Here is a 24,960-nt window from a genome sequence, read left to right as displayed (position 1 = left end):
CCATCAGCCATGCTTGCTCCTGGCACTGGGGGCGCCCGCCGCGGCCGCGGCCGCCGGCGCTCCGTCCTGTCGCGCTCGGATCGTCATCAGTAGTGGCACGCCACGCAGTCGGTGGAGGCGCGCTGGTTGGGGCGGGTGGCGGGCACGCCGCGCACGTCGTTCCCCGCGGCGCGCAGCTCGCGCACGCGGCGGACGAACGACGACCGCGCCCGCACGCTGGCCTCCTCGACGGCGGAGAGCGGCGTCTCGCCGCGGTGGCACTCGATGCACCACCCCATGCGCAGCGAGTTGACCTGCCACACCTTCTTCATCTCCTGCACCTGCCCGTGGCACGTCTGGCACTGGAGGCCGGCGTTCACGTGCATGTAGTGCGGGAACTTGGCGTGCTCGGGGATCTTGTGGATGCGCACCCAGGGGATGGCCTGGCCGCGCTTCCAGTAGTCCACCAGCAGGCTGGCCTGGCGGTTCCAGAAGGTGTCGCGCTGCGCCGTCGGGTAGGCGAGCGACGCCTGGCTGGCCACCGCGCCGGGCGCGCTGCTGCCGGGCACGTGGCACCCCACGCACAGCTGCACGGGGGGAATGCCGGCGTCCGGCGAGCGGTCGGCGGTGTAGTGGCAGTACGCGCAGGGGATGTTGTTCTGCCCCGCGTGCACGCTGTGGTAGAAGGCGATCGGCTGGTCGGGGGCGTCGCCCTCGTCGGCCGAGTATCCGCGGCACGACGCGGCGGCGATCGCGAGCAGCGCGAGGCCGAGTGTGGATAAGGCTCTCTTCATGTGTGCCTGACGGAGAAAACCGTTGCCGCACTGCGCCCGCCGGGGTCCCGTCCCCGCCGGCCGCCTGCGGCTCCCCTGCACCCGCGGCGGAGCCCGTATTTCACTGACCCCGCTCGGAAGCACACCCATATAGCACCCCCCCAATCAAACGGCAATGCCCGCCGGGCGGCTTTCGCGCGGCGGGCAGCGTATCGTCTCTCAAGACAAGCATTTGCGCTGCTACGAGTTAGATCCTCCGCAGACGCGTCTTGCGACGGATGTTTGAGAACCAATCTCAATCGGCAGAAGAAAAAAACAGGGGCTCACGCAGAGCAGCAGAGGCAGCGGAGAACTCACCGTGGTCCCCTGCTGCCTCTGCTGCTCTGCGTGAGACTTTTGTTTCTGTTCTCAGTGGGCGTAGCGGCGGTGCTCGACCATGGCGCAGCGGTCCTGCACCACGCGGATCCCCGCCTCGGCCAGGCGCCGCGCCGACTCCTCGTGGCGGATGCCGCTCTGCATCCACACGACCTTCGGACTCGATGCCAGGATGTCGTCCACGTGCGGCGGCACGTCCTGCGAGCGGCGGAAGACGTTCACCATGTCGATCTCGCCGGGGATGTCGGCGAGCCTGCGGTAGACGTGCTTCCCCAGGATGTGCGTGGCGTCGGGGAAGTAGACCGGCACGGGGATGATGTCGTAGCCCGCGCGGTGCAGGTACTCGGGGACGTAGAAGGCCGGCTGCCCGGCCTGCGCCTCGGTCTTCATCCCCAGCACCGCGATGCGCCGCACCTCGCGCCAGATCTGCGCGATCTCCTCGCCGCGGGTGATCAGGTTCTGCTGCCAGTCGTCCGCCATCCCCATTCCTCCATCATTTCGAAGAGTTCGTGTGAACGAATGGTGGCGCGAACAGTCTCCACATGCAAGCCCCTCATCATTAACATATCTAACAGGAAGTCTCACGCAGAGTTAGCAGGGTAAGCAGTCGAACTGCGGTTTCAACTGCTGCTGACTCTGCGTGAGCCCTTCTTCGTGAACTCCAGTCTACGCCGGGTGCCGGGTCTCCACGCCGCCCGGCCGGAGCCTCGCTCGTTTGGAGACGCTTGCTTCGCTCGACGCCACGCGTTTATCTTGCGGTTCCGACCCTCACGTCCGGCCGATTCCATTCTCTCCCGGCCCAATCCCACCCGCCCGACCGCGTCCCATGTCCCTCCACACCGACGGGCCGCCCGCACCCGCGCGCCGCATCGAGATCCACGTGTCGCCCGCTCGCGCGGTTCCCGAGCCGGGCCACTCGCTGGAGATCGATCTCCCGTCGTGGTTGTGGGCGGGGCTGCCCGCCACGCTGGCCACCATCGCCGCGGGCGTCTATGTCACCCGCTCGCCGGTGGGGATCTTCGCGGGGATGGTGTTCGCGGGGATGTGCTGGACGCTGGCGTTTCTCCTGAACCTGACGTCACCGGCGCGGTCCGCGCGCGCGCCGGTGTTCGCGGCGCTGGTGATGCTTCCCCTGGCCGGCGCGATGTGCCTGCGCGCGAAGTCGCAGTGGGCGCAGTACGATGCCGACCTCGACGCGATGGAGGCGCGCAGCGGGCCGCAGGCCGTGGCCAGGATGGTTGCGAGCGCGCCGTTCCTCTACCGCGTCCGCGCCATCCACGGCATCCGGCTGTGCTTCGACGACGCGGCGGCGTACGGGCAGTTCGTGGCCGAGCAGTACGGGGTCGACAAGCCGTTCGACGTGCCGGGATGGCCCTCGACCCACTACATCGAGCACCCGTCGGCGTATCCGGTCGTGGAGGACTGGTTCACCCGCCTGAGCCGCGCCAGCGTGGCGATGCGCCGGTCGTTCTCGGACTACGTCGCGGAACGCGGCGAGGTGCGCTTCCGCGAGGCCGGCATCCCCGCGCCCGTGGTGAAGGAGATCGTGCGCGGGATGCGCCAGGCGCTGACGGCGCCGGACGCCACCCGCCCGTTCGACGCCATGGACCGGTTCGCGGCGGCGGGGCTGAGGCTGGACAGCTACCTGCGCGCGGAGGAAGCGCAGAACCGCGAGCTCGCCATGAGAGGCCAGTTCCACTGGAGACAGGAAAACCCCGAGCTGAACCGCCGGATCGCTGCGCTCAGCGAGGCGCAGCAGGAGCTCGCGGCATTCGGAGGTCCGGGGCGGTAGCGTCGTCGTCCGGTGGCGCGGGCAAAGGAGAAAGGAAGCGATGAGGAGGCCCGGCAGCCGCGTGGCTGCCGGGCCTCCGTTCGTGCGCGCAGGCTCCGGATGCGGTCCGGGTCACGCCAGCCGCCACGTCTCCACCCCGGCGTCGCGCGAGTGGCGGACGCGGCCGTGGCGCTCGAGGTAGGCGAGGTGCGCGCGGCTCTCGCGCACCGCGTGCAGCAGGTTGTCGGGCGGCAGGTCGCCGAACACGCCGCGGGCGACGTCGAACGAGGTGCGCGGGCCGGCGGCGAGGAAGGCCAGGATCTGCCCGTTGCGCTCGTCGTGGTGCGCGGCGATGGCGTCGATGCGGCTGGCCAGGTCCTCGAACGGCTCGCCGTGCGACGGGAGGACGAGGTCCACGGGGAGCTCGCGCAGCGCGCGGAGCGACGCGAGGTAGTCCGACAGCGGCTCCGACGCGTACATGTCCGCGCCGATGTTGGGCGAGATGCGCGGGAGCACGTGGTCGCCCGTGATCAGGATCCGCCGCTCCGGGTGATAGACGGTGACGTGCCCCGGCGAGTGCCCGGGCGTGTGGATCCACTCCCATCCCCCGCCGCCCGGGAGCGGCCCGCGCGCGCCGGTGAGCACGATGTCGGGGTGGAAGCACGCGTAGAACGAGTGGATCAGGTCGCTCGCGCGCAGGAAGCCGGGGATCACCGCCGCGGGGACGCCGATCTCCGCGAACACCTCGGCCGCGTGCAGCCGGTCCTCGGGCCAGCGGTCCACGAAGCGGCGCGCGAGCTTCTCCTCCTCCTCGTGGATGGCGACCCGCGCGCCGCTCCACTCGCGCACGGGGCCGGCCAGCCCGTAGTGGTCCGGGTGGGCGTGGGTGAGGACGACGTACGCCAGCGACTCGCGCGTGACCCCCACCTCGTCGGCGGCGGCGCGGAGGGCATCGCGGGCGGGCGGGGTGTCGATCCCCGTGTCCACCAGCGTGTGCCCCTCGTCGCCCTCGATCACCCACGCGGCCACCTCGCCGGGCGGAAAGGGGAGGGGGACGGAGACGCGGTGGACGCCGGGGGCGACCTGGACGGCCAGGCTCACGCGCTCAGCCTTCGGGGAAGAACTTCTTCCCCTGCTCGGCGTAGTCCACCAGCATCTGCGCGGGGGCGAAGCGCTTGCCGTGCTTCGCCTGCAGCGCGCGCAGGCGCTGCACCACGTCCGCCGCGCCGACGGTGTCCACGTACCAGAACGGGCCGCCGCGGAAGGGCGGGAAGCCGATCCCCATCACCGCGCCCACGTCGCCGTCGCGCGCGGAGTGCAGGACGCCTTCCTCCAGCGTGCGCACCGCCTCGTTCACCATCATCAGCCCGAGCCGGTCCTGGATCTCCTTGCGCTCCAGCTTCTTCGGCGCGGGGTTGCCGATCAGCGCGTACACGGCCTCGTCCGGCTCGGTCTTCTTCCCGTCTTCCCCATACTTGAAGAAGCCCTTCCCGTTCTTCCGCCCCAGCCGCCCGTCCGCCACCATCTTCTGGATCACCGTCACCGGCGTCATCCGGTCGGCGAAGGCCTCGGCCATGATCGTCCCCGCCTTCTGCGCCACGTCCAGCCCCACCTCGTCGTACAGGGTGATGGGGCCCACGGGATAGCCCCACGTCACCATCGCCCTGTCGATGTCCTCGATGCGCACGCCCTCTTCCAGCAGGAGCGCGGCCTCGGCCATGTAGGGGCTGAGGATGCGGTTGGCGAAGAAGCCCGGGCTGTCGTTCACGATGATCGGCGTCTTCCCGATCTTCTTCCCGTACGCGTGACTGGTCGCCGTCACCCACGGCGCGGTGCCGGGATGGGTGATGATCTCCAGCAGCGGCATCTTGTCCACGGGCGAGAAGAAGTGCAGCCCGATCACGTTCTCCGGGTGCGCCGACGCCTCCGCCAGCCGCGAGATGGGGATCGTCGACGTGTTGGAGCCGAGCACCGTCTCCGGGCCGATGTGCGCCTCGATCTCCTTGATCACGCTGTGCTTGAGCGACACCTCCTCGAACACCGCCTCGACGATGACGTCGGCCGTGTGGAAGCCGGTGTACTCGGCGGTCGGCTCCACGCGGTCGATGATGGCGGTGATCTGGTACGGCTTCAGCTTCTTGCGCTTGGCCCGCTTGATCAGCGTCTCGCGCGCCGTCCTGAGCCCCTTCGCCGCCGCTTCCGGCTTCACGTCCTTCAGCCGCACCTCGATCCCGCTCTCCGCGCTGACGGCGGCGATCCCCGCGCCCATGAACCCCGCGCCGACCACGGCGATGTGGTCCACGTCCTGCGGCTTCGTCCCCTCCGGCACGGGGGGGTCGTTCTTCGCCGCGGTGGAGGTGAAGAAGAGGTGCACCAGCGAGCGCGCCTCCGGCGTCACCGCCAACTCGCCGAACGCCTTCGCCTCGAGCTCGAGCGCGTCGTCGATGCGCTTGTCGAGGCCGCGGTCCACCACCTCGAGCAGCTTGAGCGGCGCGGGGTAGAGGCCGTGCGTCTTGCTCATCACCCCTTGCCGCGCCTTGCGCAGGATGAAGCCGCGCACCCCGGGGAGGTTCTCGGCGAATTTCGGCGAGCCGCGGCGGCGCGCGCCCTTCGGCTTCAGCTTCCCCGAGGCGAGGTCCTTCGCCGCCCGCTTCGCCTCGCGCAGGAGGACGGGGGCGGGGACGACCTCGTCGACCACGCCGGTGGAGCGGGCGCGGCGGCCGTCGAGCTGCTTCCCGGTCAGCATCAGCTCCAGCGCGCCGGCGAGACCGACGAGGCGCGGGAGGCGCGCGGTGCCGCCCGCGCCGGGGATGATCCCCAGGTTCACCTCCGGCAGCCCGATCTTGGTCTTCGGCGAGTCGGTGGCGATGCGGTAGGTGCAGGCCAGCGCCGTCTCCAGCCCGCCGCCCAGCGCCGCGCCGTCGATGGCGGCGACGGTGGGGATGACCAGGCGCTCCAGGCGGTTGAGCAGCTTCTGCCCCTCGCGGCTGGCGTTCTCGCCGTCGGCGGGCGTCCGGAAGTCCTTGAACTGGTCGATGTCGGCGCCGGCGATCCAGCTCCCCTTCTTGTCGGAGATGAGGATCGCCGCGCGCACGCCCTCGCCGCCGCCCTCCAGCCGGTCCAGGATCTCGTGCATCGCCATGACCAGGTCGGCGGAGATGACGTTCTGCGGCTTTCCGGGCTGGTTGAGGCGGACGATGGCGATGCCGTCCTCCACGTCCATGCGGACGGGCGACGGGGCGGCCACGACCGGCTCCTCGGTCAGCGTGCTTGCCATCCGGATCTCCTGAATGTGGTTGGTCTTACGCCTGCTCTACAACGACATGTCGTGCCCGCCGCCCTCTCCCTGGCGCTTCGCGCCTGTCCCTCCCCCAAAACCAACTGGGGGAGGGACCGGGGCTCGCTTCGCTCGCGGCCACTCAGCGCGGAGGGCGATCCCCGCGCGAGATGCAGATGCCTGCGCGGCCGCGGGTGGCCCCCTCCCCCGGCCCCTCCCCCGCTCCGCAGGGGAGGGGAGAACTCAGCGCCGCTTCAATGTCGGCTCGTCGCCGGAATGCCGCGGCGGCAGTCCTGCAGGGACTTTGTGCTGTTGTTGCCGCGAATTCATTCGCCTGGGCAAAAGCCCCTACCCCGCGGTCAGCCCGCCATCCACCGCCAGCACCTGTCCGGTGACGTAGCCGGCGGCGGGGGAGAGGAGGAAGACGGCGGTGCCCATCAGCTCGCCCTCGCTCCCCACGCGGCCCAGCGGGACGGCCCGGGCGATGGCCTTCTCGGCGCGCTCCAGCACCACCTTCGACATCTTCGTGGGGAAGAAGCCGGGGGCGATGGCGTTCACGCGGATGCCGTGGCGCGCCCACTTCACCGCCAGGTCGCGCGTCATGGCGATCAGCGCCCCCTTGCTCGCTGTATATCCCACCGCGTCCAGAACCTCCGGCGGCGTTCCCGCCAGCCCCGCGATCGAGGCCACGTTCAGGATCGCGCCCGGCGCGCCGCGCGCGATCAGCCGGCGGCCCACCTCGCGCGAGCAGAGGAAGGCGCCGGTGGCGTTCACCTCCATCACCTTCTGCCACGCCTCCAGCGGCATCTCGGCCGCCGGCGCGCCCCACGAGGTGCCGCTGTTGTTCACCAGCAGGTCCACCGGCCCCAACTCGTTCTCCGTCGCGTCCACGCCGGCGCGCACGTCGTCCTCGCTGGCCACGTCCATCTTCAGCGCCAGCGTGCGGGCGCCGAACGTGTCGCGCAGCTCGCGGGCGACCTCCTCGCACGCCTCCAGCTTCCGCGAGGCGACCGCGACGGACGCGCCCGCCTGCGCCAGCCCCGCGGCGATCTCGGCGCCCAGCCCGCGGCCGCCGCCGGTCACCAGCGCCACGCGCCCGGTCAGGTCGAACAGCTCGCGCAGGGCGGGTGCGGGCACGTGCGTACGGCTCCGATGTCGCGGGTCTCGATGGCGCCCTTCGGCGGGGTCGGGTGACGGAATGTAACCCGGTGGATTTCCCTTGCAAATACTGGAAAAACTGAGCGTCACTCAGTGCCGTGCCGTGAATCCGCCCCACCCTGGCTTCCGACTCTGCAACAGGAATGTCCAAACTGCACCTGGACGGGACGGTGACGGAGAACCGGGCGCGACGCTCCTGCTTGCGCCGGGACCGGTTGCATGGAGATTCAGGACAATCCCCATCGTCACCACCCTCCGCCCGCCGGCCCGCATGGACCCCCGCTCCACCCCCGAGATCGAGGCGCTGTGCCAATCGGCGCGCGCCATCGTCGACGAGACGCTGATCCCCGCCGAGCCGGAGATCCTCCGCACCGGCGCCGTCCCCGCGGAAGGGATGCGGCGGCTGAAGGAGGCGGGGCTCTTCGGCATCACCATCCCCCGCGAGTTCGGCGGCCTGGGCTTCCACACCTACGCCCAAGTGCGCGTGCACGAGGAGCTCGCCCGCGCGCACCACGGCTTCCTGGCCGCGCTGACGCTGTCCAACGGCATCGGCGTGTCCGCGCTGCTGACCGCGGGGAGCGACGAGCTGAGGAGGAGATACGTCCCCGCCGTGGCGCGAGGCGACCTGACGACGGCGTTCGCGCTGACCGAGCCGGAGGCAGGCTCCGACGCGGGCCGCATCCGCACGCGCGCCGTCCGCCACGGCGACGAGTGGGTGATCGACGGAACCAAGCACTACATCACCAACGGCCCCACCGCCGAGCTGGTGACGGTGATCGCGGTGACCGATCCGGAGAAGGGCACCCGCGGCGGGGTGACGGCGTTCCTGATCGACCGGCGGGAGATGGAGGGCGTGGTGGTGGAGGAGGTGCAGCGTACGATGGGGACGCCGCCGTACTCGCAGGCGCGGCTGCGCTTCGACGGCGTGCGCGTCCCCTCGTCCCACGTTCTCGGCGCGGAGGGCGAGGGGTTCCGGCTGGCGATGGGCGCGCTGGACCACGGCCGCATCGCCGTGGCCGCGGGCGCGCTGGGGCCGATGGCGCGGCTGATCGACGCGATGGTGGCGCGGGCGAAGAGCCGCGAGCAGTTCGGCGGGCCGATCGCGCAGTTCCAGGGCGTGCAGTGGATGATCGCCGACAGCGAGACCGACCGCTACGCCGCACGGCAGATGACCTACGACGCCGCGTGGCGGATGGACCGCGGCGAGCGGGTGACGCGCGAGGCGTCGATGGCCAAGCTCTTCGCCACCGAGGCGGTGGGCCGCGTCGCCGACCGCGCGGTGCAGCTCTTCGGCGGGCAGGGGGTGATGGAGGAAGGCCCCGTCCAGCACCTCTACCGCGACGTGCGGGTGATGCGCATCTACGAAGGCACCAGCGAGATCCAGCGCCTCGTCATCGCCCGCGAGGCGCTGAAGGGATGAGGGAGAACGGCGTTCTCGGCGGGCGAGTGGAGCAATGTCGCCTTCCGGACCTCCTCTTGTCAGTCGATTCCCGTCTTGTTTTAGTATCGGGATGATGCTTTCACCCACATCCCGAGGAGCACCCATGAGGAAGCTCAGGCTGGACCTCGACACGCTCGCCGTGGCCTCGTTCGAGACCGTGGAAGCCGAGACGGAAGGCGGAACGGTGAAGGGGCACGACGTGCCGACGAACCCCTGGTGCGCCGCGAACTCGTACCAGAGCTACTGCCCGAACACCCTCTGCACCTGCCCGCCCCCGCGGGACTGAAGCGCCGGAGCAGGCTGGTCGCCACAAGCTGAAAACCGCGGACGCGCTGCGAAGCGCGTCCGCGGTTCGTCGTCACACCGCATCGCATTCCCGCGATACACCGTGACCGCGCGCGGGAATCCGCGCCGCAGACGGGCGGGGCACACGCGCCCCAGCGCCGCCCGCATCTCCGCGCGGACAGGCTGAAATCCGCGCCGCTGCTGGGGGTTCCATGCTCCCGGAGGCGGCGCGGCGCTTGCACCCGCCCTGCTCAGTCACGCCTCCCGCGACCGCGCGGAGGCGTCGTCTCCCCATCCTGCCAGTTGCCCACCAACGCGAAAATGCTTGCCTGAGCCGTGCTTCGCGCCATATTTCGGCAGGAAGTCGGCGGGCTCGCTTCCCGGCAATGTGGCAGGATTTCATTCGCAGGCAGGATCACCATGAGCGATTCGAATCCGGCGCTCCCCGCGCCTCAGTCGCCAAATCCCACCGCGATCTCTCCGGCACGCAACGGCCGCCACCGCAGAGCGGTCGCGGGGCTGAGCCCCATCCAGGTGCTGGCCCTGGTCGCCATCGCGCTGTGCGTGGGGGCCACCGCGTGGGCGCGCATCTCCTCGGAGGCACTGGCCACGGTGCAGATCCCGCTGGCGGGGGTCAGCCTGTTGTGCGCGTTCATGTCGCCCGCCGCGCTCCCCGACTGGCGCGGGAAGGTGGGGTTCGTCGTCTTCATGCTGTTCACCGGCTTCGTGGCGCTGACGCCGGACCTGACGGAGCGCGATCCAGCACCGATCCTCGACGACACCGTCGGCATCCATCCATCGGCCGGGCACGGCACGCAAACGCTCCGCCCAGGACGCCCGCGCCGGAGCGGCGAGCTCGGCGTGGCGGCCGCGTACCTGCACCTGCGCTCGCTCCCGGGCGCGCCGGACCCGCCCGCGCCCGCCGCGGACGAACCGGCCGCGACGCCGCGGGGCGGCACGGACCCGCTCGTGCTGCGGCTGGACAGCATCGTGGCCATCCACGACGGGTCGGCAGGGACGACAGACTGGCGGTTCGACGTCTACGTCAACCGCCACCTGCAGAGGTCGCTGGGACGCGACATCTACCAGGACACACCCGCCAGACGCACGACGCGCTTCGTCGGTCCGGGATGGCCCATCGTGTCCTTGGCGCTCACCCGCAACAACACGCTGACCGTGCAGGTGCAGGGGGTCCGCTCGGCGCTGTTCGGCAACTACATGGCGAGCGGCCGGAGCGAGACCTTCCCCCTGGACGAGCTCGACGGCGGGCGCCCGAAGCAGGTGGTCGTCCCCGTCGTTTCCGACAGGGCGGATCACGGCGAGTTCAGCTTCTTCTTCACGGTCCGCCGGGTCTAGACGCCCGCGGGAATTCCCCGCCCTATTGATGCGATCCCGTCGGGCGCGCGGCCGAGCTCTCCATCCTCACGGCCGTCCCGCCCCGGATCTCCCTTCGGCAGCATCCCTCATTCGCCGCCATGTTCACCCCGGAACCAACCGATCGGCGCGTGGAAGGGTTCGAGGAGCTGACGTGGATGACGAACCACAGGCAGCTCGCGAACATGCCGTTCATGCCGCCGTTCCGGTTCGCCGACCAGCCCGGCGAACGGGTGGGGTTGCCCGAGCTCGCGCGGATCCTGGGGATCACCGGCGCGGGAATCGAGGAGAGCCTGAAGCGGCACGAGCGCGTGCTCACCACGCGCTGGCGCACGGCGTACCTGTTCTATTTCGTCGCCGCACTGTTGTTTACGGGAGTCGCGCTGCTCGTTATCCACCATTTCCTGCTGCAGGACACCCAGCCGCAGAACGTCACCCAGACGTTGAGCGGCAGCACGGAAACGGTGGCGGTGATCGGCGCGGCCCTGCTGCTGCTGGCGTACGCCTACGCGATGATCGCCTTCCGCATCGCCACGCTGCTGTCGGACCGGTACTACGCCGAGACGCTGTCGGCCATCTCGATCCTCTACGTCCTGGCCGAGTTGCGCCGCGACGAGCCGATCACGTCACCGCTGGTCAAACGGATGCTGCTGATCCGCATGGCCTACCTCGCGCGGTCGCTGCTCCTGCTGTCGTACCGCTTTCCCGCGGGAAGCACCACCCAGGCGTGGGCCAACGCGCACTTCACGCAGATGCTGGAATACGTGCGGGAGCGGGAGCGCTGGGTGATCGCGCCGGTGGCCACCACGGCCGAGGTGCTGCGGCAGGACCTGGCGTCGCTCGCGCCGATCCTCGTGCTGGGCACGTACGGCGAGTTCGTCTGGCCACAGGAGCACCGGAAGCGCCACGTACAGCCGCGGTCGCGGACCGCCGTGCTGCTGGCGTTTCTCACGCGTGGGCTGGGCTTTCTTCTCCCCGTGTTCGTGCTGGGCTACCTGCTGAACAACACGGACCTGTTGTCAAAGCTGGGCATGTCGACACCCATTATCCCGCTCGTGCTGCTCGCGTGGTTCCTGCTGGCCGTCAACGGGATGTTCCGGCTGCGCGTGATCGAGGGATTCGTGAACCTGGCGAAGGCCATCAAGGACCTGAAATAGACGGCCCTCGCGCTCTCGGCGGGATCCTGGACAGGATCGTGATGGAAGACAAAAATGCCGCGCCCCATGCGCGGCCTTTCAGCGTCGGACTCAGATGGACGAGGCCCGGCCGCTCACGTTCCCGATGGCAGACGCGTCGGGGCGAGCTCGTCCACACGCGGCGGGATGGGCCTGGGCGCGGTGGTGTCGCGCGGGACGAGGTCGACGGGCGAGGCGCCGACGCTGCCGCGCACCTTCTCCGCGTAGCCGTTCGCCGGGTCGCCGCCCTCCGCGCGGATGCGGGCGACGGTGCCGATGCCGCGGTTGTACGCGTGCAGCGCCGTCTCCACGTCGCCGCCGTAGAAGCGCAGGAGCGAGCGGAAGTAGCGGAAGCCCAGGCGCAGGTTGGTGTCGCGGTCGAACAGCCGCTCGCGGGTGATGCCGGGCTGCAGCTCCAGCGCGGTCGGCAGCATCATCTGCGTCAGCCCGATGGCGCCGACGGGGCTGACCGCGCGCGGGTTGAAGGCGCTCTCCACGCGCACCAGGCGGAAGGCGAGATCCGTGTCCACGCGCTCGGCGCGGGCGGCGCGCTCGATGGCGTCCGCCATCTCCCGCGCGATGCCGTAGCGGCGCGCGTACTCGCCCACCACGCGCTCGCGCGCCTCCGCCGCGCGTGCATCGGCCACCGCGCGCGCGACCGCCCGCGCCGCATCCCTCAGCCCGTGCCGCGTCGCCGGGAGGGCGAGGAGGAGCACCGCGGCCGCAACCGCCACCCACAAGCGCGGGCCGGCGCGCAGCCGCAGCTTCGGGCGCGCGGCGCGGCGGCGGGTGCGGCGTACGGGCGGACGGCGGGTGCGGGCTCGGGGCAAGGGCGTGGCTTCGGGCGGAATCGTCGGGGACGAGCCAATCTAATCGTGGCGCGGCGGCCGGTCACCGGATGCGTGGCGCGTGGCGACCAACCTCGCGCAGTTTGCGAGCTTCCCGTAGTTGTTGCAGCGGCTTCAGCCGCCGGTGAGTGGGTTCCGCGATTGCTACCCCAGCCGCTCGACGGAGGCTTGCAGCGCGGTGGCGAGGGCGGCGTCGCCGCTGACGATGGCGCTCCAGGCGAGCTCGACGCCCTTGCGCTTGCCCTTGGGGACCAGGCGCAGGCCCTCGGGGGTGATGGTGAGCATGTACGACGAGCCGTCGACCTCCAGCTCGCGCTTCAGCTCCTTCTCCAGCTTGGTGGCCATCTCACTGGCTCGCGGTGCGGGTGCCGGGGAACACGCGCGGGGCCAGGCACCGCACGTCGCGCGGGCCGGGGTCCAGCACGAGTTGGTCGATCACCAGCCGCACGCCGCGCACCAGGCCGGCGTTCCGCTCCGCGCAGCGCAGCGCGCCGAAGCCGGTGACGCCGCCGAACAGCGTCACCTCGCCGCGCTCCACCTGGGCGCGCACCTTCCCCCCGCCGATGGAGGGCTCGGCCGCCAGCCGCGCCTCCACCTCGTGCGCGATGCGGGCGTCCTCGGCCTGGCGCGCGGCGATCATCGCGGGCGTGTCGGCGGGCTTCTTCCGCGAGAAGAGGCTGCACCCCGCGGCGGAGCCCGCCATCGCCAGCACGGCCATCGCCTGGATCCCTCGGCGGGTGATGCGGTTCGGTCGGTTCCGGTGCAATCTTGTCCCCGCGTGCCTGGCGAAACTTTCGCCCCCCATCCGGCGTTCCATCGTGCGGAGGAAGCCGGCCATCCGCCGGATTTCGCAATCGCCAGGCCAGTACATCGCAACTCATGGCGGCGCAAGCCCTTGCCGCCTCTCGACCCGACGCCATGCCCCGCTACTTCGAGCTGACCCGCAAGCACAGCTACTCGCTGCTCTTCGCCCTCCCCGTGCTGCTGGCGTACGAGGCCGGCGCGTGGCTGATCAACGGCTCCACGCAGGGGCTGCGCAACGGCGCCGACGTCCTGCTCCGCACCGTGCTGGCGGCCGGGGGAATCCACAGCACCGTGGTGTTCACCGCCATCCTGGCGCTGGGCGCGGCGGTGCTGATCGCGCGGGAGCGGCGGAAGGAGGCGGTTCCGCTCCGCGGCGCGGTGTTCGGGGGGATGATGATGGAGAGCGTGCTGTACGCGCTGGTGTTCGGCACCATCGTGGGCACGCTGACCACCTGGGTGCTGGGGGGATGGCGCCTGGCCGCGGACCAGGGCGGCGCGCTCGACCGCGTCCCCTTCCGCGACGGCGTGGTCCTCTCGCTCGGCGCCGGGTTCTACGAGGAGCTGCTCTTCCGCGTCATCCTCGTCGGAGGCCTTCTCGCCGTCTTCAAGCAGTCGAAGGTCGGGCGGACGGCGGGGCGGGTGTACGCGGCGGTGCTGGCGGCGCTCCTCTTCTCCGCCTTCCACTACATCGGCCCGTACGCCTATCCGCTGGAGCTGGGGTCGTTCATGTTCCGCTTCATCAGCGGGCTGGCGCTGAACGCGCTGTTCATCACCCGCGGCTTCGGCATCGCCGTGTGGACGCACGCGCTATACGACATCTACGTGCTGATGGCGCAGCGCTGACGGCGCTTCATCTCCCGATCCCCATCTCCCTGAATCACGGGAGATCGGGGGAGAACGGCAAAAGGTCGCGGCGGTCCGCGGCTTGAAACGAACGGCCGGGGGACGGGTAATTCTCCCCGGCCCGCTCATCGGTAATTTTCCCCACCGGAGGACATGACCATGCGCCGGCAGTCCGTGCTCGCCCTGGCCCTGCCGCTGTCCGCCCTGCTCGCGGCGTGCGGCGACGGCGGGACGAATACGTCGCCGCTCACCCCGCAGGAGACGCAGGGCGTGTACAACGTCTGCTCGCTCCGCTTCCAGCCGAGCCAGGCGGCGCTCCCCGCGGCGGACCTGCTGGCCACCGTGGTCAACACCAGCCCGCCCGCGCCCAAGCTGCCGCCGTCGCTCACGCTGAGCGGGCAGTCGAACGAGTACCAACTGCTGTACACGCGCAAGAGCGACAACTTCCTGCAGGAGCTGCGCGGCACCACCGGCTTCGGCGGCACCCTCGTGTTCGCCGACGTTCCCGAGGAGGGGAGCAGCGAGGTGCGCCGCGAGCTGCTGCTGCCGAGCCAGCTGATGCTGCGCTTCACCGACGCGCCGCGGCGGCTGGCGGCGACGGGCGAGGTGACCTACAGCGTGCGCCGCGCCGACTACGCGCGCGCCGCGGGGATCAGCGAGGAGGGGCTGCAGGAGCGGATCAACGGCTCGCTGACCGGCACCTTCGCGGTGGGCGCCTGCCCGTGAGACCCGCGTCCGCCGCCGCGGCCGCGCTGGCGCTGGCGGCGTGCGCCTCCACCGGGGTCGGCGACGAGAATCGCCTCACCCCGGCGGAGGTCCAGGGCGTGTACCGCTTCTGCACGCTGCGCTTCACCCCGGTGCAGACGGCCATCCCCGCGGCGGACCTGCTGACGAGCGTGATCGACACCACCTCCGGGCCGGGTCGCGTCGGCGCCAGCCTGACCCTCAGCGGCGCCGCGCCGCAGTTCGAGATGGTGTACGCCGCCCGCACCTCCGGCACGCTCCGCCAGGTGCGCGGCGACGTGGAATTCGGCGAGCACTCCGTCTTCCTCTTCCTCACCTCGCAGTCGCCCACCATCATACAGCAGGAGGCGCTGCTGCCGCCCGCGCACCTGGACCTGGTGTTCGACGCGCCCGCCCGCCGGCTGACCGCCGGGGACGAGGTGAGCTCCTACTTCGTCCGCCGCTCGGACTACGCCCGCGCGGCGGGAATCAGCGAGGAGGGGCTGCAGGACCGCATCCAGGGGCACGTCACCGCCACCTTCTCGGAGGGACCATGCGCCTGACCCGCATCGCAGTCCCGTTCATCGCCCTGACCGCGGCCTGCGGCGGCGACCGCGCGGAGCCCGCCGGCGACGCGAAGACGGCCGACGCGCCGCCCGCCGCGCCCGCGCCCGCCGCGGCGCCGGCATCCCCCGCCCAGCCGGGCGACTCGATGGCGGCCGCGCAGACGCCGGCGTCCGCGCCCGCCGCCCCGCCCGCGCCGGTGGCGGCGACGGACACGGGCGCGAAGACGGCGGCCACGCCGCGGACGGCCAACGCGCCGGGGCCCATCGTGCTGCCGTCGGGGCGGCGGGTGAACGTGCAGGCGGTGGCGCCCATCCGGTTCACCCAGGGGCCGCCGGCGCTGATCGTGCGCTACGGCACCACCATCTCCATGACCGACACGGTGCCGCTGAAGGCCGAGGCCACGGAGGTGTTCGAGCGCTTCCGGGCGACGGCCGAGCGCGCCCGGCTGAACGGGCTGGTGGCCAGCGCGGTGCAGGAGCCGTCGCGCGGGCCCTTGGCGGACACGGCGGGGTACAACTTCGTGTGGACCCGCGGGCCCGACGGACGGTGGCACCGGCCGTGAGGGCGCCGGGTAGATGGAGATGGGATGCACGAGCCGGGTCCGCGCGCCGCGGACCCGGTTCCGTTCGGGGAACCGGAACGGATATCTTGCCTCGATGAGATTGCGCCTGCTTTTCGCCGCCGCGCTGGCGGCTGGATCCATAGCGCCCGCCGCCGCGCAGGAGCCGGACGCGGCCTGGAACGCCCCCCGCGCGCTGGAGCTGGTGGACCGCGCGCAGACGCGCCGCAGCCAGGCGCTCACCGACACGGGGATGGTGGACTACCAGGCCGACGCGCGCGGCTACATCTACTTCTACCTGGACCGCCGCGACATCGACGAGCGCACGCTGGTGAAGACCGACCAGGTGGCGCTGCAGGTGTTCTGGAAAGCGCCCAACCAGACCAAGCAGGTGATCGTGGGGCTGCGCGACCGCAAGTCGCTTCCCACCAACATCCACTACCACCTCGACCACCTGGCCGTCGTCCAGGACAACTTCGGCGACCGCATCCGCATCGGCGACGGCGACGAGGTGGCCGACGTGCTGCACCCCGCCGCACCCGGCGCCGCGGGGTTCTACGACTACCGACTGTCGGACTCTCTCTCGATCCGCCTTCCCGGCGCGGGCGAGCCGGTGCGCGTGTACCGCGTCGACGTGCGGCCGAAGGACTCGTCGCAGCACGCGCTGGTCGGCGCCGTCTACGTGGACCAGCGCCAGGGCGACATCGTGCGGATGGAGTTCACCTTCACCCGCTCCAGCTACGTCGACCGGCAGCTGGACTACATCAACATCTCCCTCGAGAACGGGCTGTGGAAGGGACGCTTCTGGCTTCCCAACCGGCAGCAGGTGGAGATCCGGCGGCAGCTTCCCGAGCTCGGCTTCCCCGCCGGCGGGGTGATCCGGGGAACGATGAGCATCTCCGGCTACCGCTTCAACCAGGGGCTGCCGGACTGGCGGTTCGCCGGCCCGCGCGTGGTCTCCGTCCCCTCCGTGCAGCGGCAGAACTTCGCGTTCGAGCAGCCGCTGGACGCCGAGCTGCGCGAGCAGGGGATCGGCCCCGAGCGCGAACTGGCCGAGGTGCGCCGCGAGGCCGCCGAGCTGATCCGCGAGCACGCGCTCTCCGGGCTGCCCACCACGCGGCTCGACATCCCCGCGGCGTCGACGATCGGCCGCTACAACCGCGCCGAGGGGGTGGCCGTGGGCTTCGGCGTGCGCTCCAGCCCCCGCGAGCAGGTGGCCACGAACCTGTACGGCGGCTGGGCGTTCGGGCCGATGCACCCGCTCGGCGCGGCGGAGGTGACGCTGACCAAGCCGCGCTTCCGGCTGGACGGCGCCGCGTACCTCAACCGCCCGCGCGACGTGGGCGTGGGCCCGGTGATCTCCGGGGCGATGAACTCCCTCTCGTCCGCGCTGGCGGGGCGGGATTTCACCGACCTGTACTACGCCAGCGGCGGCTCGCTCTCCCTCCAGCGCCGCGTGTTCCCCGGGTGGACAGGGACGCTGACCGCGCGAGTGGAGGATCACGAGAGCGCATCGCTGGAGACGGACGTGAGCGCGGCGGGCGACTTCCGCTCCGTCTCGCCCATCGACGAGGGGGTGATGTACGGCGGCGCGCTCTCCGTCTCCCGCCGCTCGCCGTCGGGGAAGGCGCTGGGATGGGGATTGACGCTCGGCGCGGACGGCGGCCACCTGGCCAGCGGCGACGGGTTCGACTTCGTCCGCCCGCGGCTGGATCTCTCCCTCTCCCGCCGCTGGCGCCCGGGCGCCGCGCGGCTGGACGCCGACCTCAGCGCCGGCGCCGCGGCGGGGACGCTGCCGCGGCAGGCGCTGTACCTGATCGGCGGGCGGGGGACGGTGCCGGGCTACGCCTTCCGCGCGTACGGCGGCGACCGCTTCGCCACGCTGCGCACGACCGCCGCGGCGGACCTGTGGTCGCCGTGGATCCGCGGGCGGCTGCTGGGCGCGGCCGGGTGGGCCGACGTCGGCGGTCCGGGCCGCGACGCGCTCTTCAACTGGGGCGGCGCGTGCCCCGCGTGCCTCGGCGCGACCACGCTCGACCATCCGATCTTCAGCGCCGGCGCGGGGGTGGGCATCTTCTACGACATCCTCCGCGTAGACGTCATGCGCGGGCTGAGCAGCGGCGGCCGCTGGGAGCTGATCATCGAGGCGAACCCAAGCTTCTGGGACTTCCTGTAGAGAGTCTCACACGGAGGGAACGGAGGAAACGGAGGGGCTCATCGCACGCGCGATCTTCCTCCGTTCCCTCCGTTTCCTCCGTGTGATTCTTCTTTTTGATTTTCCCGAATGCACCAACGGACGAAGTCTCCGGCGCATTCGGCGCTATTGCGCGGGTTCTTAGCTTGTCGGGGGGATGGACGACGCGACTCCGGCCGGGAGGAGGTGGGACGGTGGAAAACGAGGTGGGGGCGGCACTGGGCGCATGGGAGGCGTTCTACCTGATCACCGGCGCGGCGGCCGCGGCGCTGACGGGGCTGCAGTTCGTGGTCGTCACGCTCATCAACGACGATCCGTCGAGCGACGACCACGTCGACGTCAACGGCGACTCGCTCACCGCCTTCGGCACGCCCACGGTGGTACACTTCGCCGCCGCGCTGATGCTGGCCTCGCTGGTGGCGGCGCCGTGGCGGGAACTGGGGCCGCTGCGCATCGCGCTGCTGCTGGCGGGCGGCGGGGGGCTGGTGTACGGCGCCGTCACCCTGCTGCGCGCGCGGCGGCAGACGGCCTACAAGCCGGTGCTGGAGGACTGGGCCTGGCACATCGTCCTCCCGCTGGTCGCCTACGGCGGGCTGGTGGCGGCCGCCGCCCTGCTGGAGAGCGATCTCGCCCGCGCGCTGTTCGTGGCCGGCGGGGTGGAGCTGCTGCTGCTCTTCATCGGCATCCACAACGCGTGGGACACGGTGGCGTACTTGGCCCTCGAGCGCGCGCGGCACCGCTCCGCCCGGGCCACCGGCGCCACCCCGCCGCCGAAGCCGCAGTCCTCCGGACGCCGCAACCGCCGCCGCCGCTGACGGGGACCGCATCGGACGATGACAAGGACGGCGTCGGGAGATGGATCGCCCCGGCGCCGTCCTGCGTTCGGCCGCGGCGGATGGTATCTTCGGGCGGTTCCGTCACCCTGATCTCCAGCACGCGCGGTCCGTGAGCCTCGACGCATTCCATCTCCCTGCCCTTTCGCGTTTTCCGACGACCACGTGGCCGTACGGGCGCGGAAAGGACGCATTCGAGATCCGCGTGCCGCGCCTGACCCCCGCGCTGCTGCGCGAGCAGGTGAAGGCGCTCGCCCAGGCGCGCGACGAGACGCTGGCGCGGCGGCCCGTCGCGGAGATCGTGGCGGTGGTCGACCGGGTGGCGGCGCGGCTGCTGGACCCCGCGGACGAGCTGCGGCGGACGGCGGAGCGCGCGCTGCCGGCCATCACCCACTACTCGCCCGAGATGGTGCGGGTGGTGCTGGACCGGATGGCGGCGGACTGGCGCGCCGGGCAGCTGCGCGAGCTGCTGCGCACCGAGCTGGGCGATCCGCGCGTGCTGGACGGCTTCCGCCCCGCGCCGCGCGGGCATGGACGGGTGATGGCGATGGGGCCGCGGCTGGCGGCGCACGTGTTCAGCGGCAACGTGCCGGGCGTGGCCGTCACCTCCATCGTCCGCTCGCTGCTGGTGAAGGCGGCCACGCTGGGGAAGACGGCCGTCGGCGAGCCGCTCCTCCCCGCGCTCTTCGCCCGCGCGGTGGCGGAGGAGGACGCGGCGCTGGGCGCCTGCCTCGCCGTCACCTACTGGCACGGCGGCGACGAGGAGATGGAGCGCGCCGCGCTGGAGCACGCCGACGCGGTGATCGTCTACGGCGGGCGCGAGGCCGTCGCCGCCGTGCACGCGAAGACCCCGGCGGGCGCGCGCTTCCTGGCGTACGGCCCCAAGCTCTCCTTCGGGGCGATTGGCCGCGACCGGCTGACGTGGGAGACCGCGAGCGCCGCCGCGCTGGACGCGTCGACGTTCGACCAGCAGGGATGCGTCTCTCCGCACGTCTTCTACGCCGAGGAGGGCGGCGACGTCTCCCCCCGCGAGTGGGCGGAGATGCTGGCGCGGGAGATGGAGACGGTGGAGCGCGATCTCCCGCGCGGCCGGCTGTCTCCCGGCGAGGCGTCCGCCATCCGCCAGCTGCGCGGCCAGACCGAGTTCGCGTCCGACGCCGATCTCCACGCGTCGGCCGAGGGGACGGCGTGGACAGTGATCTACGATCCCGACCCGGTGTTCGAGGCCTCGTGCCTGAACCGCGTCGTGCGCGTGAAGCCCGTCCCCGCGCTGGCGGAGATCCCCGCACTGGTGCGGGAATATGCGGAGGTGCTGCAGACCGTCGGCGTCACCGCCTCCCCCGACGCCGCAGCGGCGCTGGCGGACGCGCTCGCGCGGCTGGGGGCGAGCCGCATCGCGCCGGTCGGGAAGATGGCGTGGCCGCCGCCGTGGTGGCATCACGACGGCCGCCCGCCGCTGCGCGCGCTCGTCCGCTGGTGCGACTGGGAGGATTGAACGGAATGGCTCTCACAGAGGTCACGGAGGACACGGAGAACCGATCTCCAGTCCTCCGTGATCTCTGTGTCCTCTGCGAGAGATTTCTTGTGATCTCCGGTGTGGAGCGTGATTTGGCCGGACCGCTTCCCACAAGGCTTGGACACACCTTCTTCACGACAGCGTAACTGCTCAAACCGCAACCGTTTCCGTGGCACGCGCGTTGCTCCGGTGATGGGTGTCCTGCACCCTGTGTCACCGAGAACCCGGCGGGCCGCGATGTCCCTTCACTTGTTCAGCACACCCGTACAGTGCACCCAGTGCGGCACCACCGTGGAAGACCCCACGGTGGAGCGGTGCCCCAACTGCAAGGCGTTGCTCAAGGAGCGGCGCGCGCCCCGGCGCCTGGCCGGCGTGGAGCAGCGCTACGGCAGCTTCCGCGTGCTGCTGGGCGTGATGCGCTTCCTGGGCGTGATCGTGCTGCTGATCGGCGGGCTGGTGTTCTTCTCCGGCCTGGGCGACGGCAGGGCCAGCGCCTCGCAGAGCACGGCGCTGATGGTGGGCGCCGTGGTCATCACCGTGGTCCTCTTCGCCGCGGCGGGGCTCTTCGAGCTGCTGATCGACGTGGAGGAGAACACCCGCTCGTCGTTCCGGCTGCAGCAGCTGATCCTCGAGGAGCTGCAGGAGGCCCGCGCCCCGGCCGAGCCGGCCGCCGCCGCGAGCGACGTGACGCTGGCCGCCGCGCCGGCGCCCGCCCCGGCACCCGCGCCCCCCGCCGCGACGGTGGCGGAGCCGCGGCCCGCCGTGGCCTGAACCACCCGAACCCGACCCTGGAGACGCCCCGATGAAGTCCAGCGGTACCACCCTGACGGCCGGCGCCCTGGTCCTCGCCCTGGCGGGGGGCGGGGTGGCCGTCTACGGCACCCGCGCCAGCGCCATCTCCGACGCGGCCCGCATGCGCGCCGCCGAGGCCGAGGCCGCCACGGCGCCCGCCAACCGCTTCCGCGCCATCCCGCCCGACGCGGCCACGGCCACCGACGGGCCGCTGCAGGCGCAGGCGCAGGCCATCGTGGGCAGCGGCGAGGGGTGGACGCTGATGGCGTACTCCGTCGACCGGCAGCAGACGCTCTTCGCCATCAACGCCGACCAGGCCCGCATCCCCGCGTCGAACAACAAGGTGTTCAGCACCATCTGGGCGCTGGAGATGCTCGGCTCGCGCTACCGCTTCCCCACCGACCTGCTCGCCGCGGGGCCGGTGGAGGGCGGCGTGCTGCGCGGCGACCTGGTGCTGCGGGGCTCGGGCGACCCCGCGTTCGGCTATCCCGAGTACGACCGCGACGTGATGAAGACGCCGCGGATCATGGCCCAGGCGCTCCGGCAGAAGGGGATCACCCGCATCGAGGGCGGGATCGTCGCGGACGCCACCATCGACGACGGCAAGCACCACGGGAGCAACTGGCCGCAGGACACCGGCAACGGCGCCGCCCAGTACGCGCCGACGGTCAGCGGGCTGCCGTTCAACCGCAACATGCTGTGGGTGCAGATCGAGAACGGCGCCGTCCGCACCACCCCGCAGATGACGGAGATCCCCGTGGTCTGGACGCAGCGCAGCGGCCGGGCGATGGCCGCGCGCAAGCCCGACAACGACACCATCATCGTGCGCGGCGCGGCGGCGGGGCGGGGGAACCGCTACGGCGTGGGCGCCAACGAGCCGGCGCTGCTGGCCCCCGCGGCGCTGCGCGAGGCGCTGCAGGAGGCGGGGATCACCGTGGCCGGCCCCGTGCGGCTGGGGAAGACGCCCGACGGCGCGAAGCTGATGCACCGCCACTACTCCATCACCCTGGGCGAGATGATCCCCCAGGCCAACCGCCACTCCGACAACTTCTTCGCCGAGCACTTCTGGAAGGCGGCGGTGGCGAAGGCGACCGGACAGGGGAGCTACGAGAAGGGCGGCCCGGCGTCGGCGCACTTCTACCACGACCGCGCGGGCGTGCCGTACGGGCAGCTCTTCCAGGCCGACGGCTCCGGCCTCTCCGCCGACAACCGGACCAGCGCGTACGCCCTCGTGTCCGCGATGAGCTGGGCGCACCAGCAGCGCTGGTCGAAGCTCTTCCACGAGTCGCTTCCCGTGGCGGGGCAGCCCGACGGCACGCTGAACCGCCTGTTCGTGGGCACCCCCGCGGCGGGGAACCTGCACGCCAAGACCGGCTACATCCGCGGCGTGCGCTCGCTCTCCGGCTTCGTGAAGACGGCCGGCGGCGAGCTGGTGGTGTTCTCGATGATCTACAACGGGAAGAACACCTCCGGCGCCCGCGGCATCCAGCAGAACCTGGGCGTGCTGCTCGCGAACTACAAGCGCTGATCGTTCCAAGGCCGGGCAGACGGCGAAAAACATGGAGCAGGCGAGGCTGCCGCGCGGTCTCGCCTTCTCCCTTTCCGTGTCGCGCCGGCGACTCTTCGCGCGCGCAGAATGTTTGGTTGTGCTTCCGCGGAGACCCGCCTACACTGCACAGCAGCATGGGTGGGTCATTTCATGAGCTGGCTGGGCGGGTCCGACAATGAACTTCAAGGAAGCCTCCAAGTGGCTGCTGGGGTCGGCTGGGCTGACCGGCATCCTCCTCACGCTTGGGTTCGTCCTGCGCAAGTCGTCCGAAGACTTTCTCGGCTACCGCTTGGGCGGCAGCGAGGGCGCGCAGAATCTGGTCGGCCTGGCCGGCGAGTTCCTGTACGCCATCCTGAGTGTCACGCTGCAATGGATCGGCGCGGCGACCTGGCACGGCGTGGCGACGCTGGCGATCGTCGCGGCCGTGATCCTCCTCTCCTGGAAGTTCCCCCAGCGGCTGCGGCGGCCTCGGACGCTCCTGGTCGCACTGGCATCCATCACCCTCCTGCAGTTCTTCCTGCTCGACGTTCCCACCTTCTTCGTCAGCGACATGCTGGTGAACCTGGGCGCCAACAGCGTGCTGGCCGCCGGAATGCCGATCCAGCGCATCGCCGAGGACAACCGCACGAGCAACCTCTGCTCGCGCATGAGCGGCCTGCCGGCGCCTCCGGAAATCGCGGATCGCATCGAAGAGGACATGCAGGTCCGGTGCACGAAGCGCAGCGCCCGATACGCCGATCGCCTGCGGGCCCTCTTCGTCCTGAACTCCGTCTTCACCGTCGCGGGCGTGGTGGCAGCCTTGGGGATCATGCTCTGGCTGAACGCACAGAACAGCTCGCTCACGGGCGTCTGGCGGGGGATCGCCATCGGCACCGTGGTGCTGCTGGCGGTCGACTTCGCCACCGGACCATACCAGTACGCCAAGACCGCCCGCTCCATCCGGGTGCAACGGGTCAGAGTGGAGATCGCGCGCGGCGACAGTGCCGAGTGGGTTTCCGGGCTCCTGCTCGGTGAGGGCGCCCAACTGTCGATGTACGTTCAGAAGGACCATCGGATCTGGGTGATTCCGGATGACCGGGTGCGGATGATCCAGATTAACGGCTCGGGCGACGTGCTGGAGGATCTCCTGTCGTATCGCCTGGACGAGATACGCCGCGGCGTCGGCCAGGCGGTTCCATGACGGTTGCAGGGAAGATTCACGTTCGCGTGGGAGGTGGAAAGATGCGCTGCTCTGCCTTGATCTCCGGCATCCTTGCGGCCGCCGTGCTCGCCCCCGGGTTGCCGGGCCAGACCATCCAGATCGCGAACCTCGACGTGCCGCGCACGCTCCAGGTGGAGACGGGAGAGGATCTGCTCCTCGACGTGAACCCGGCCATGCTGCGCCAGGCGGGAGGCGCTGAGGCCATCCGGATCAGGATGGTGCAGGGCAGCTACGACGAGATCCTGCGCCTTCCCGCAGGGCCCGACGGCTGCGTGGTGCTGGAGACGTGGATGGCGGACCCGGAGGAGCTGGACGGGGCCACCCTGAAGTCCGGCATCAGGTTCAGCAACCGTTCGCTGCAGGTCCGCCACGGCAGGCCAAGCGATCAGGCGTGGTACCTGATCTTCGAACGGAGGAACGGCGCCGGCCCGGTGATCAAGATCAACAAGCGCGATCTGCGGAACGTGCTGGAGCACGGCGTACAGGTGACCGTGAGGGCGCCGCGCAGCCTCAACCGGGACCAGCTTCGCCGACTCCGCGAAAGAAGCGCCGGCGTGCAGAACGCGGCCTCCGTCGGCGCGGGCGAGCGGACGCAGGCCACGGTGCGCTGCATGGTGCTGCTGGCGGCGTCCCCGGAGGTGACGCAACTGGCAGCGGCAGACCGGTGCGGCTCGCGGCGCGGCCGGCGCACCGGTCCGCGGCCCGTTCCCGCCGCGGGTGAGACGATCACAGGTCCGCGGGCGACGGCAGTCTGGGACTTGGCGGGAGAAGCGCTCGGAGGCTAGGCTCCCCCCGCGGCTTGGGACGCAGAATCGATTCCGTCCGCCTGGCGCGATCGTGCCGGGCGGATTTGTTTCGCACCATCGCCACGCTTCGGGAGGGTGATCTTGGCCCACCCGCCGCGTCGCGGATGGTCCGGAATC

Annotated in this window: 24 protein-coding genes; 16 read left to right on the top strand and 8 right to left on the bottom strand. The window is 71.2% G+C overall.

Features of this window, described 5'->3' with window-relative positions; genetic code table 11:
• Positions 1–86: 86 nt before the first annotated feature.
• Together VF092_02940 and VF092_02935 are read right to left on the bottom strand one after the other, a co-directional pair.
• A complete protein-coding gene (locus VF092_02940) occupies positions 87–773 on the bottom strand; it encodes a cytochrome c3 family protein (protein ID HEX6746245.1) in 687 nt (228 codons plus the stop codon).
• A gap of 387 nt (positions 774–1,160) precedes the next feature.
• Positions 1,161–1,607 carry a CoA-binding protein gene (locus VF092_02935; GenBank protein ID HEX6746244.1) on the bottom strand — a complete coding sequence of 149 codons (447 nt, stop codon included), beginning with the start codon at positions 1,605–1,607 and terminating at the stop codon, positions 1,161–1,163.
• 346 nt (positions 1,608–1,953) lie between these two features.
• Here VF092_02935 and VF092_02930 point away from each other — a divergent pair, with 346 nt between their 5' ends.
• Complete coding sequence (locus VF092_02930) at positions 1,954–2,919, top strand: hypothetical protein (protein ID HEX6746243.1); 966 nt, start codon at positions 1,954–1,956, stop codon at positions 2,917–2,919.
• A 111-nt stretch (positions 2,920–3,030) separates the two neighbouring features.
• Here VF092_02930 and VF092_02925 read toward each other — a convergent pair whose 3' ends face one another.
• The 3 genes from VF092_02925 to VF092_02915 form a co-directional block, all read right to left on the bottom strand.
• Positions 3,031–3,999 (bottom strand): MBL fold metallo-hydrolase, encoded by a 969-nt coding sequence (locus VF092_02925; GenBank protein ID HEX6746242.1) that lies wholly within the window; start codon positions 3,997–3,999, stop codon positions 3,031–3,033.
• A gap of 4 nt (positions 4,000–4,003) precedes the next feature.
• Positions 4,004–6,175: a 3-hydroxyacyl-CoA dehydrogenase NAD-binding domain-containing protein gene (locus tag VF092_02920; GenBank protein ID HEX6746241.1), complete on the bottom strand. Its 2,172-nt coding sequence runs from the start codon at positions 6,173–6,175 to the stop codon at positions 4,004–4,006.
• 348 nt (positions 6,176–6,523) lie between these two features.
• The gene (locus tag VF092_02915; protein HEX6746240.1) at positions 6,524–7,312 is read right to left on the bottom strand and encodes an SDR family oxidoreductase; all 789 of its coding nucleotides are present in this window, start codon (positions 7,310–7,312) and stop codon (positions 6,524–6,526) included.
• Positions 7,313–7,604: 292 nt separating this feature from the next.
• Between VF092_02915 and VF092_02910 the strand changes: the two genes are divergently transcribed.
• The 4 genes from VF092_02910 to VF092_02895 all read left to right on the top strand — a co-directional run bounded on the left by VF092_02910 (position 7,605) and on the right by VF092_02895 (position 11,590).
• Complete coding sequence (locus VF092_02910) at positions 7,605–8,753, top strand: acyl-CoA dehydrogenase family protein (GenBank protein HEX6746239.1); 1,149 nt, start codon at positions 7,605–7,607, stop codon at positions 8,751–8,753.
• 124 nt (positions 8,754–8,877) lie between these two features.
• A complete protein-coding gene (locus tag VF092_02905; protein HEX6746238.1) occupies positions 8,878–9,060 on the top strand; it encodes a hypothetical protein in 183 nt (60 codons plus the stop codon).
• A gap of 419 nt (positions 9,061–9,479) precedes the next feature.
• Positions 9,480–10,415, top strand: coding sequence for a hypothetical protein (locus VF092_02900; GenBank protein HEX6746237.1), 936 nt, complete (start codon positions 9,480–9,482; stop codon positions 10,413–10,415).
• 176 nt (positions 10,416–10,591) lie between these two features.
• Positions 10,592–11,590 (top strand): hypothetical protein, encoded by a 999-nt coding sequence (locus tag VF092_02895; GenBank protein HEX6746236.1) that lies wholly within the window; start codon positions 10,592–10,594, stop codon positions 11,588–11,590.
• A 113-nt stretch (positions 11,591–11,703) separates the two neighbouring features.
• Here the strand turns inward: VF092_02895 and VF092_02890 are convergent, their stop codons facing one another.
• The 3 genes from VF092_02890 to VF092_02880 form a co-directional block, all read right to left on the bottom strand.
• Entirely contained in the window at positions 11,704–12,438 is a 735-nt protein-coding gene (locus VF092_02890; protein HEX6746235.1) for a transglycosylase SLT domain-containing protein, read from the bottom strand.
• A gap of 162 nt (positions 12,439–12,600) precedes the next feature.
• Positions 12,601–12,801 (bottom strand): hypothetical protein, encoded by a 201-nt coding sequence (locus VF092_02885; protein HEX6746234.1) that lies wholly within the window; start codon positions 12,799–12,801, stop codon positions 12,601–12,603.
• 1 nt (position 12,802) lies between these two features.
• A complete protein-coding gene (locus VF092_02880; protein ID HEX6746233.1) occupies positions 12,803–13,174 on the bottom strand; it encodes a BON domain-containing protein in 372 nt (123 codons plus the stop codon).
• Between the two features lie 200 nt (positions 13,175–13,374).
• On the opposite strand from VF092_02880, the gene VF092_02875 reads away from it, so the two are divergent.
• The 11 genes from VF092_02875 (at position 13,375) to VF092_02825 (ending at position 24,822) form a co-directional block, all read left to right on the top strand.
• Entirely contained in the window at positions 13,375–14,103 is a 729-nt protein-coding gene (locus VF092_02875) for a CPBP family intramembrane glutamic endopeptidase (GenBank protein ID HEX6746232.1), read from the top strand.
• Between the two features lie 159 nt (positions 14,104–14,262).
• Positions 14,263–14,829, top strand: a complete 567-nt coding sequence (locus tag VF092_02870) for a hypothetical protein (GenBank protein ID HEX6746231.1) — start codon at positions 14,263–14,265, stop codon at positions 14,827–14,829.
• Positions 14,826–15,389, top strand: coding sequence for a hypothetical protein (locus tag VF092_02865; protein ID HEX6746230.1), 564 nt, complete (start codon positions 14,826–14,828; stop codon positions 15,387–15,389). Before VF092_02870 ends, VF092_02865 begins: the two co-directional genes overlap by 4 nt.
• Positions 15,380–15,955, top strand: coding sequence for a hypothetical protein (locus VF092_02860; protein ID HEX6746229.1), 576 nt, complete (start codon positions 15,380–15,382; stop codon positions 15,953–15,955). The genes VF092_02865 and VF092_02860 overlap by 10 nt, the downstream gene beginning before the upstream one ends.
• A 94-nt stretch (positions 15,956–16,049) precedes the next feature.
• Positions 16,050–18,128, top strand: a complete 2,079-nt coding sequence (locus VF092_02855; protein ID HEX6746228.1) for a hypothetical protein — start codon at positions 16,050–16,052, stop codon at positions 18,126–18,128.
• Positions 18,129–18,340: 212 nt separating this feature from the next.
• The gene (locus VF092_02850) at positions 18,341–18,961 is read left to right on the top strand and encodes a hypothetical protein (GenBank protein HEX6746227.1); all 621 of its coding nucleotides are present in this window, start codon (positions 18,341–18,343) and stop codon (positions 18,959–18,961) included.
• Between the two features lie 223 nt (positions 18,962–19,184).
• Positions 19,185–20,474, top strand: coding sequence for an acyl-CoA reductase (locus VF092_02845; protein ID HEX6746226.1), 1,290 nt, complete (start codon positions 19,185–19,187; stop codon positions 20,472–20,474).
• 312 nt (positions 20,475–20,786) lie between these two features.
• Positions 20,787–21,266: a hypothetical protein gene (locus VF092_02840; protein ID HEX6746225.1), complete on the top strand. Its 480-nt coding sequence runs from the start codon at positions 20,787–20,789 to the stop codon at positions 21,264–21,266.
• A gap of 31 nt (positions 21,267–21,297) precedes the next feature.
• Positions 21,298–22,815 carry a D-alanyl-D-alanine carboxypeptidase/D-alanyl-D-alanine-endopeptidase gene (gene dacB, locus VF092_02835; GenBank protein ID HEX6746224.1) on the top strand — a complete coding sequence of 506 codons (1,518 nt, stop codon included), beginning with the start codon at positions 21,298–21,300 and terminating at the stop codon, positions 22,813–22,815.
• Between the two features lie 196 nt (positions 22,816–23,011).
• Positions 23,012–24,016 carry a hypothetical protein gene (locus tag VF092_02830; GenBank protein ID HEX6746223.1) on the top strand — a complete coding sequence of 335 codons (1,005 nt, stop codon included), beginning with the start codon at positions 23,012–23,014 and terminating at the stop codon, positions 24,014–24,016.
• Positions 24,017–24,057: 41 nt separating this feature from the next.
• Positions 24,058–24,822, top strand: coding sequence for a hypothetical protein (locus VF092_02825; GenBank protein HEX6746222.1), 765 nt, complete (start codon positions 24,058–24,060; stop codon positions 24,820–24,822).
• Positions 24,823–24,960 lie beyond the last annotated feature (138 nt).

Origin of the sequence: Longimicrobium sp. (assembly GCA_036377595.1) — a bacterium.
Classification (GTDB): Bacteria; Gemmatimonadota; Gemmatimonadetes; order Longimicrobiales; family Longimicrobiaceae; genus Longimicrobium.
Note: the sequence above shows the minus strand (reverse complement) of the source record. Positions and strands in the feature narration are given on the sequence as shown.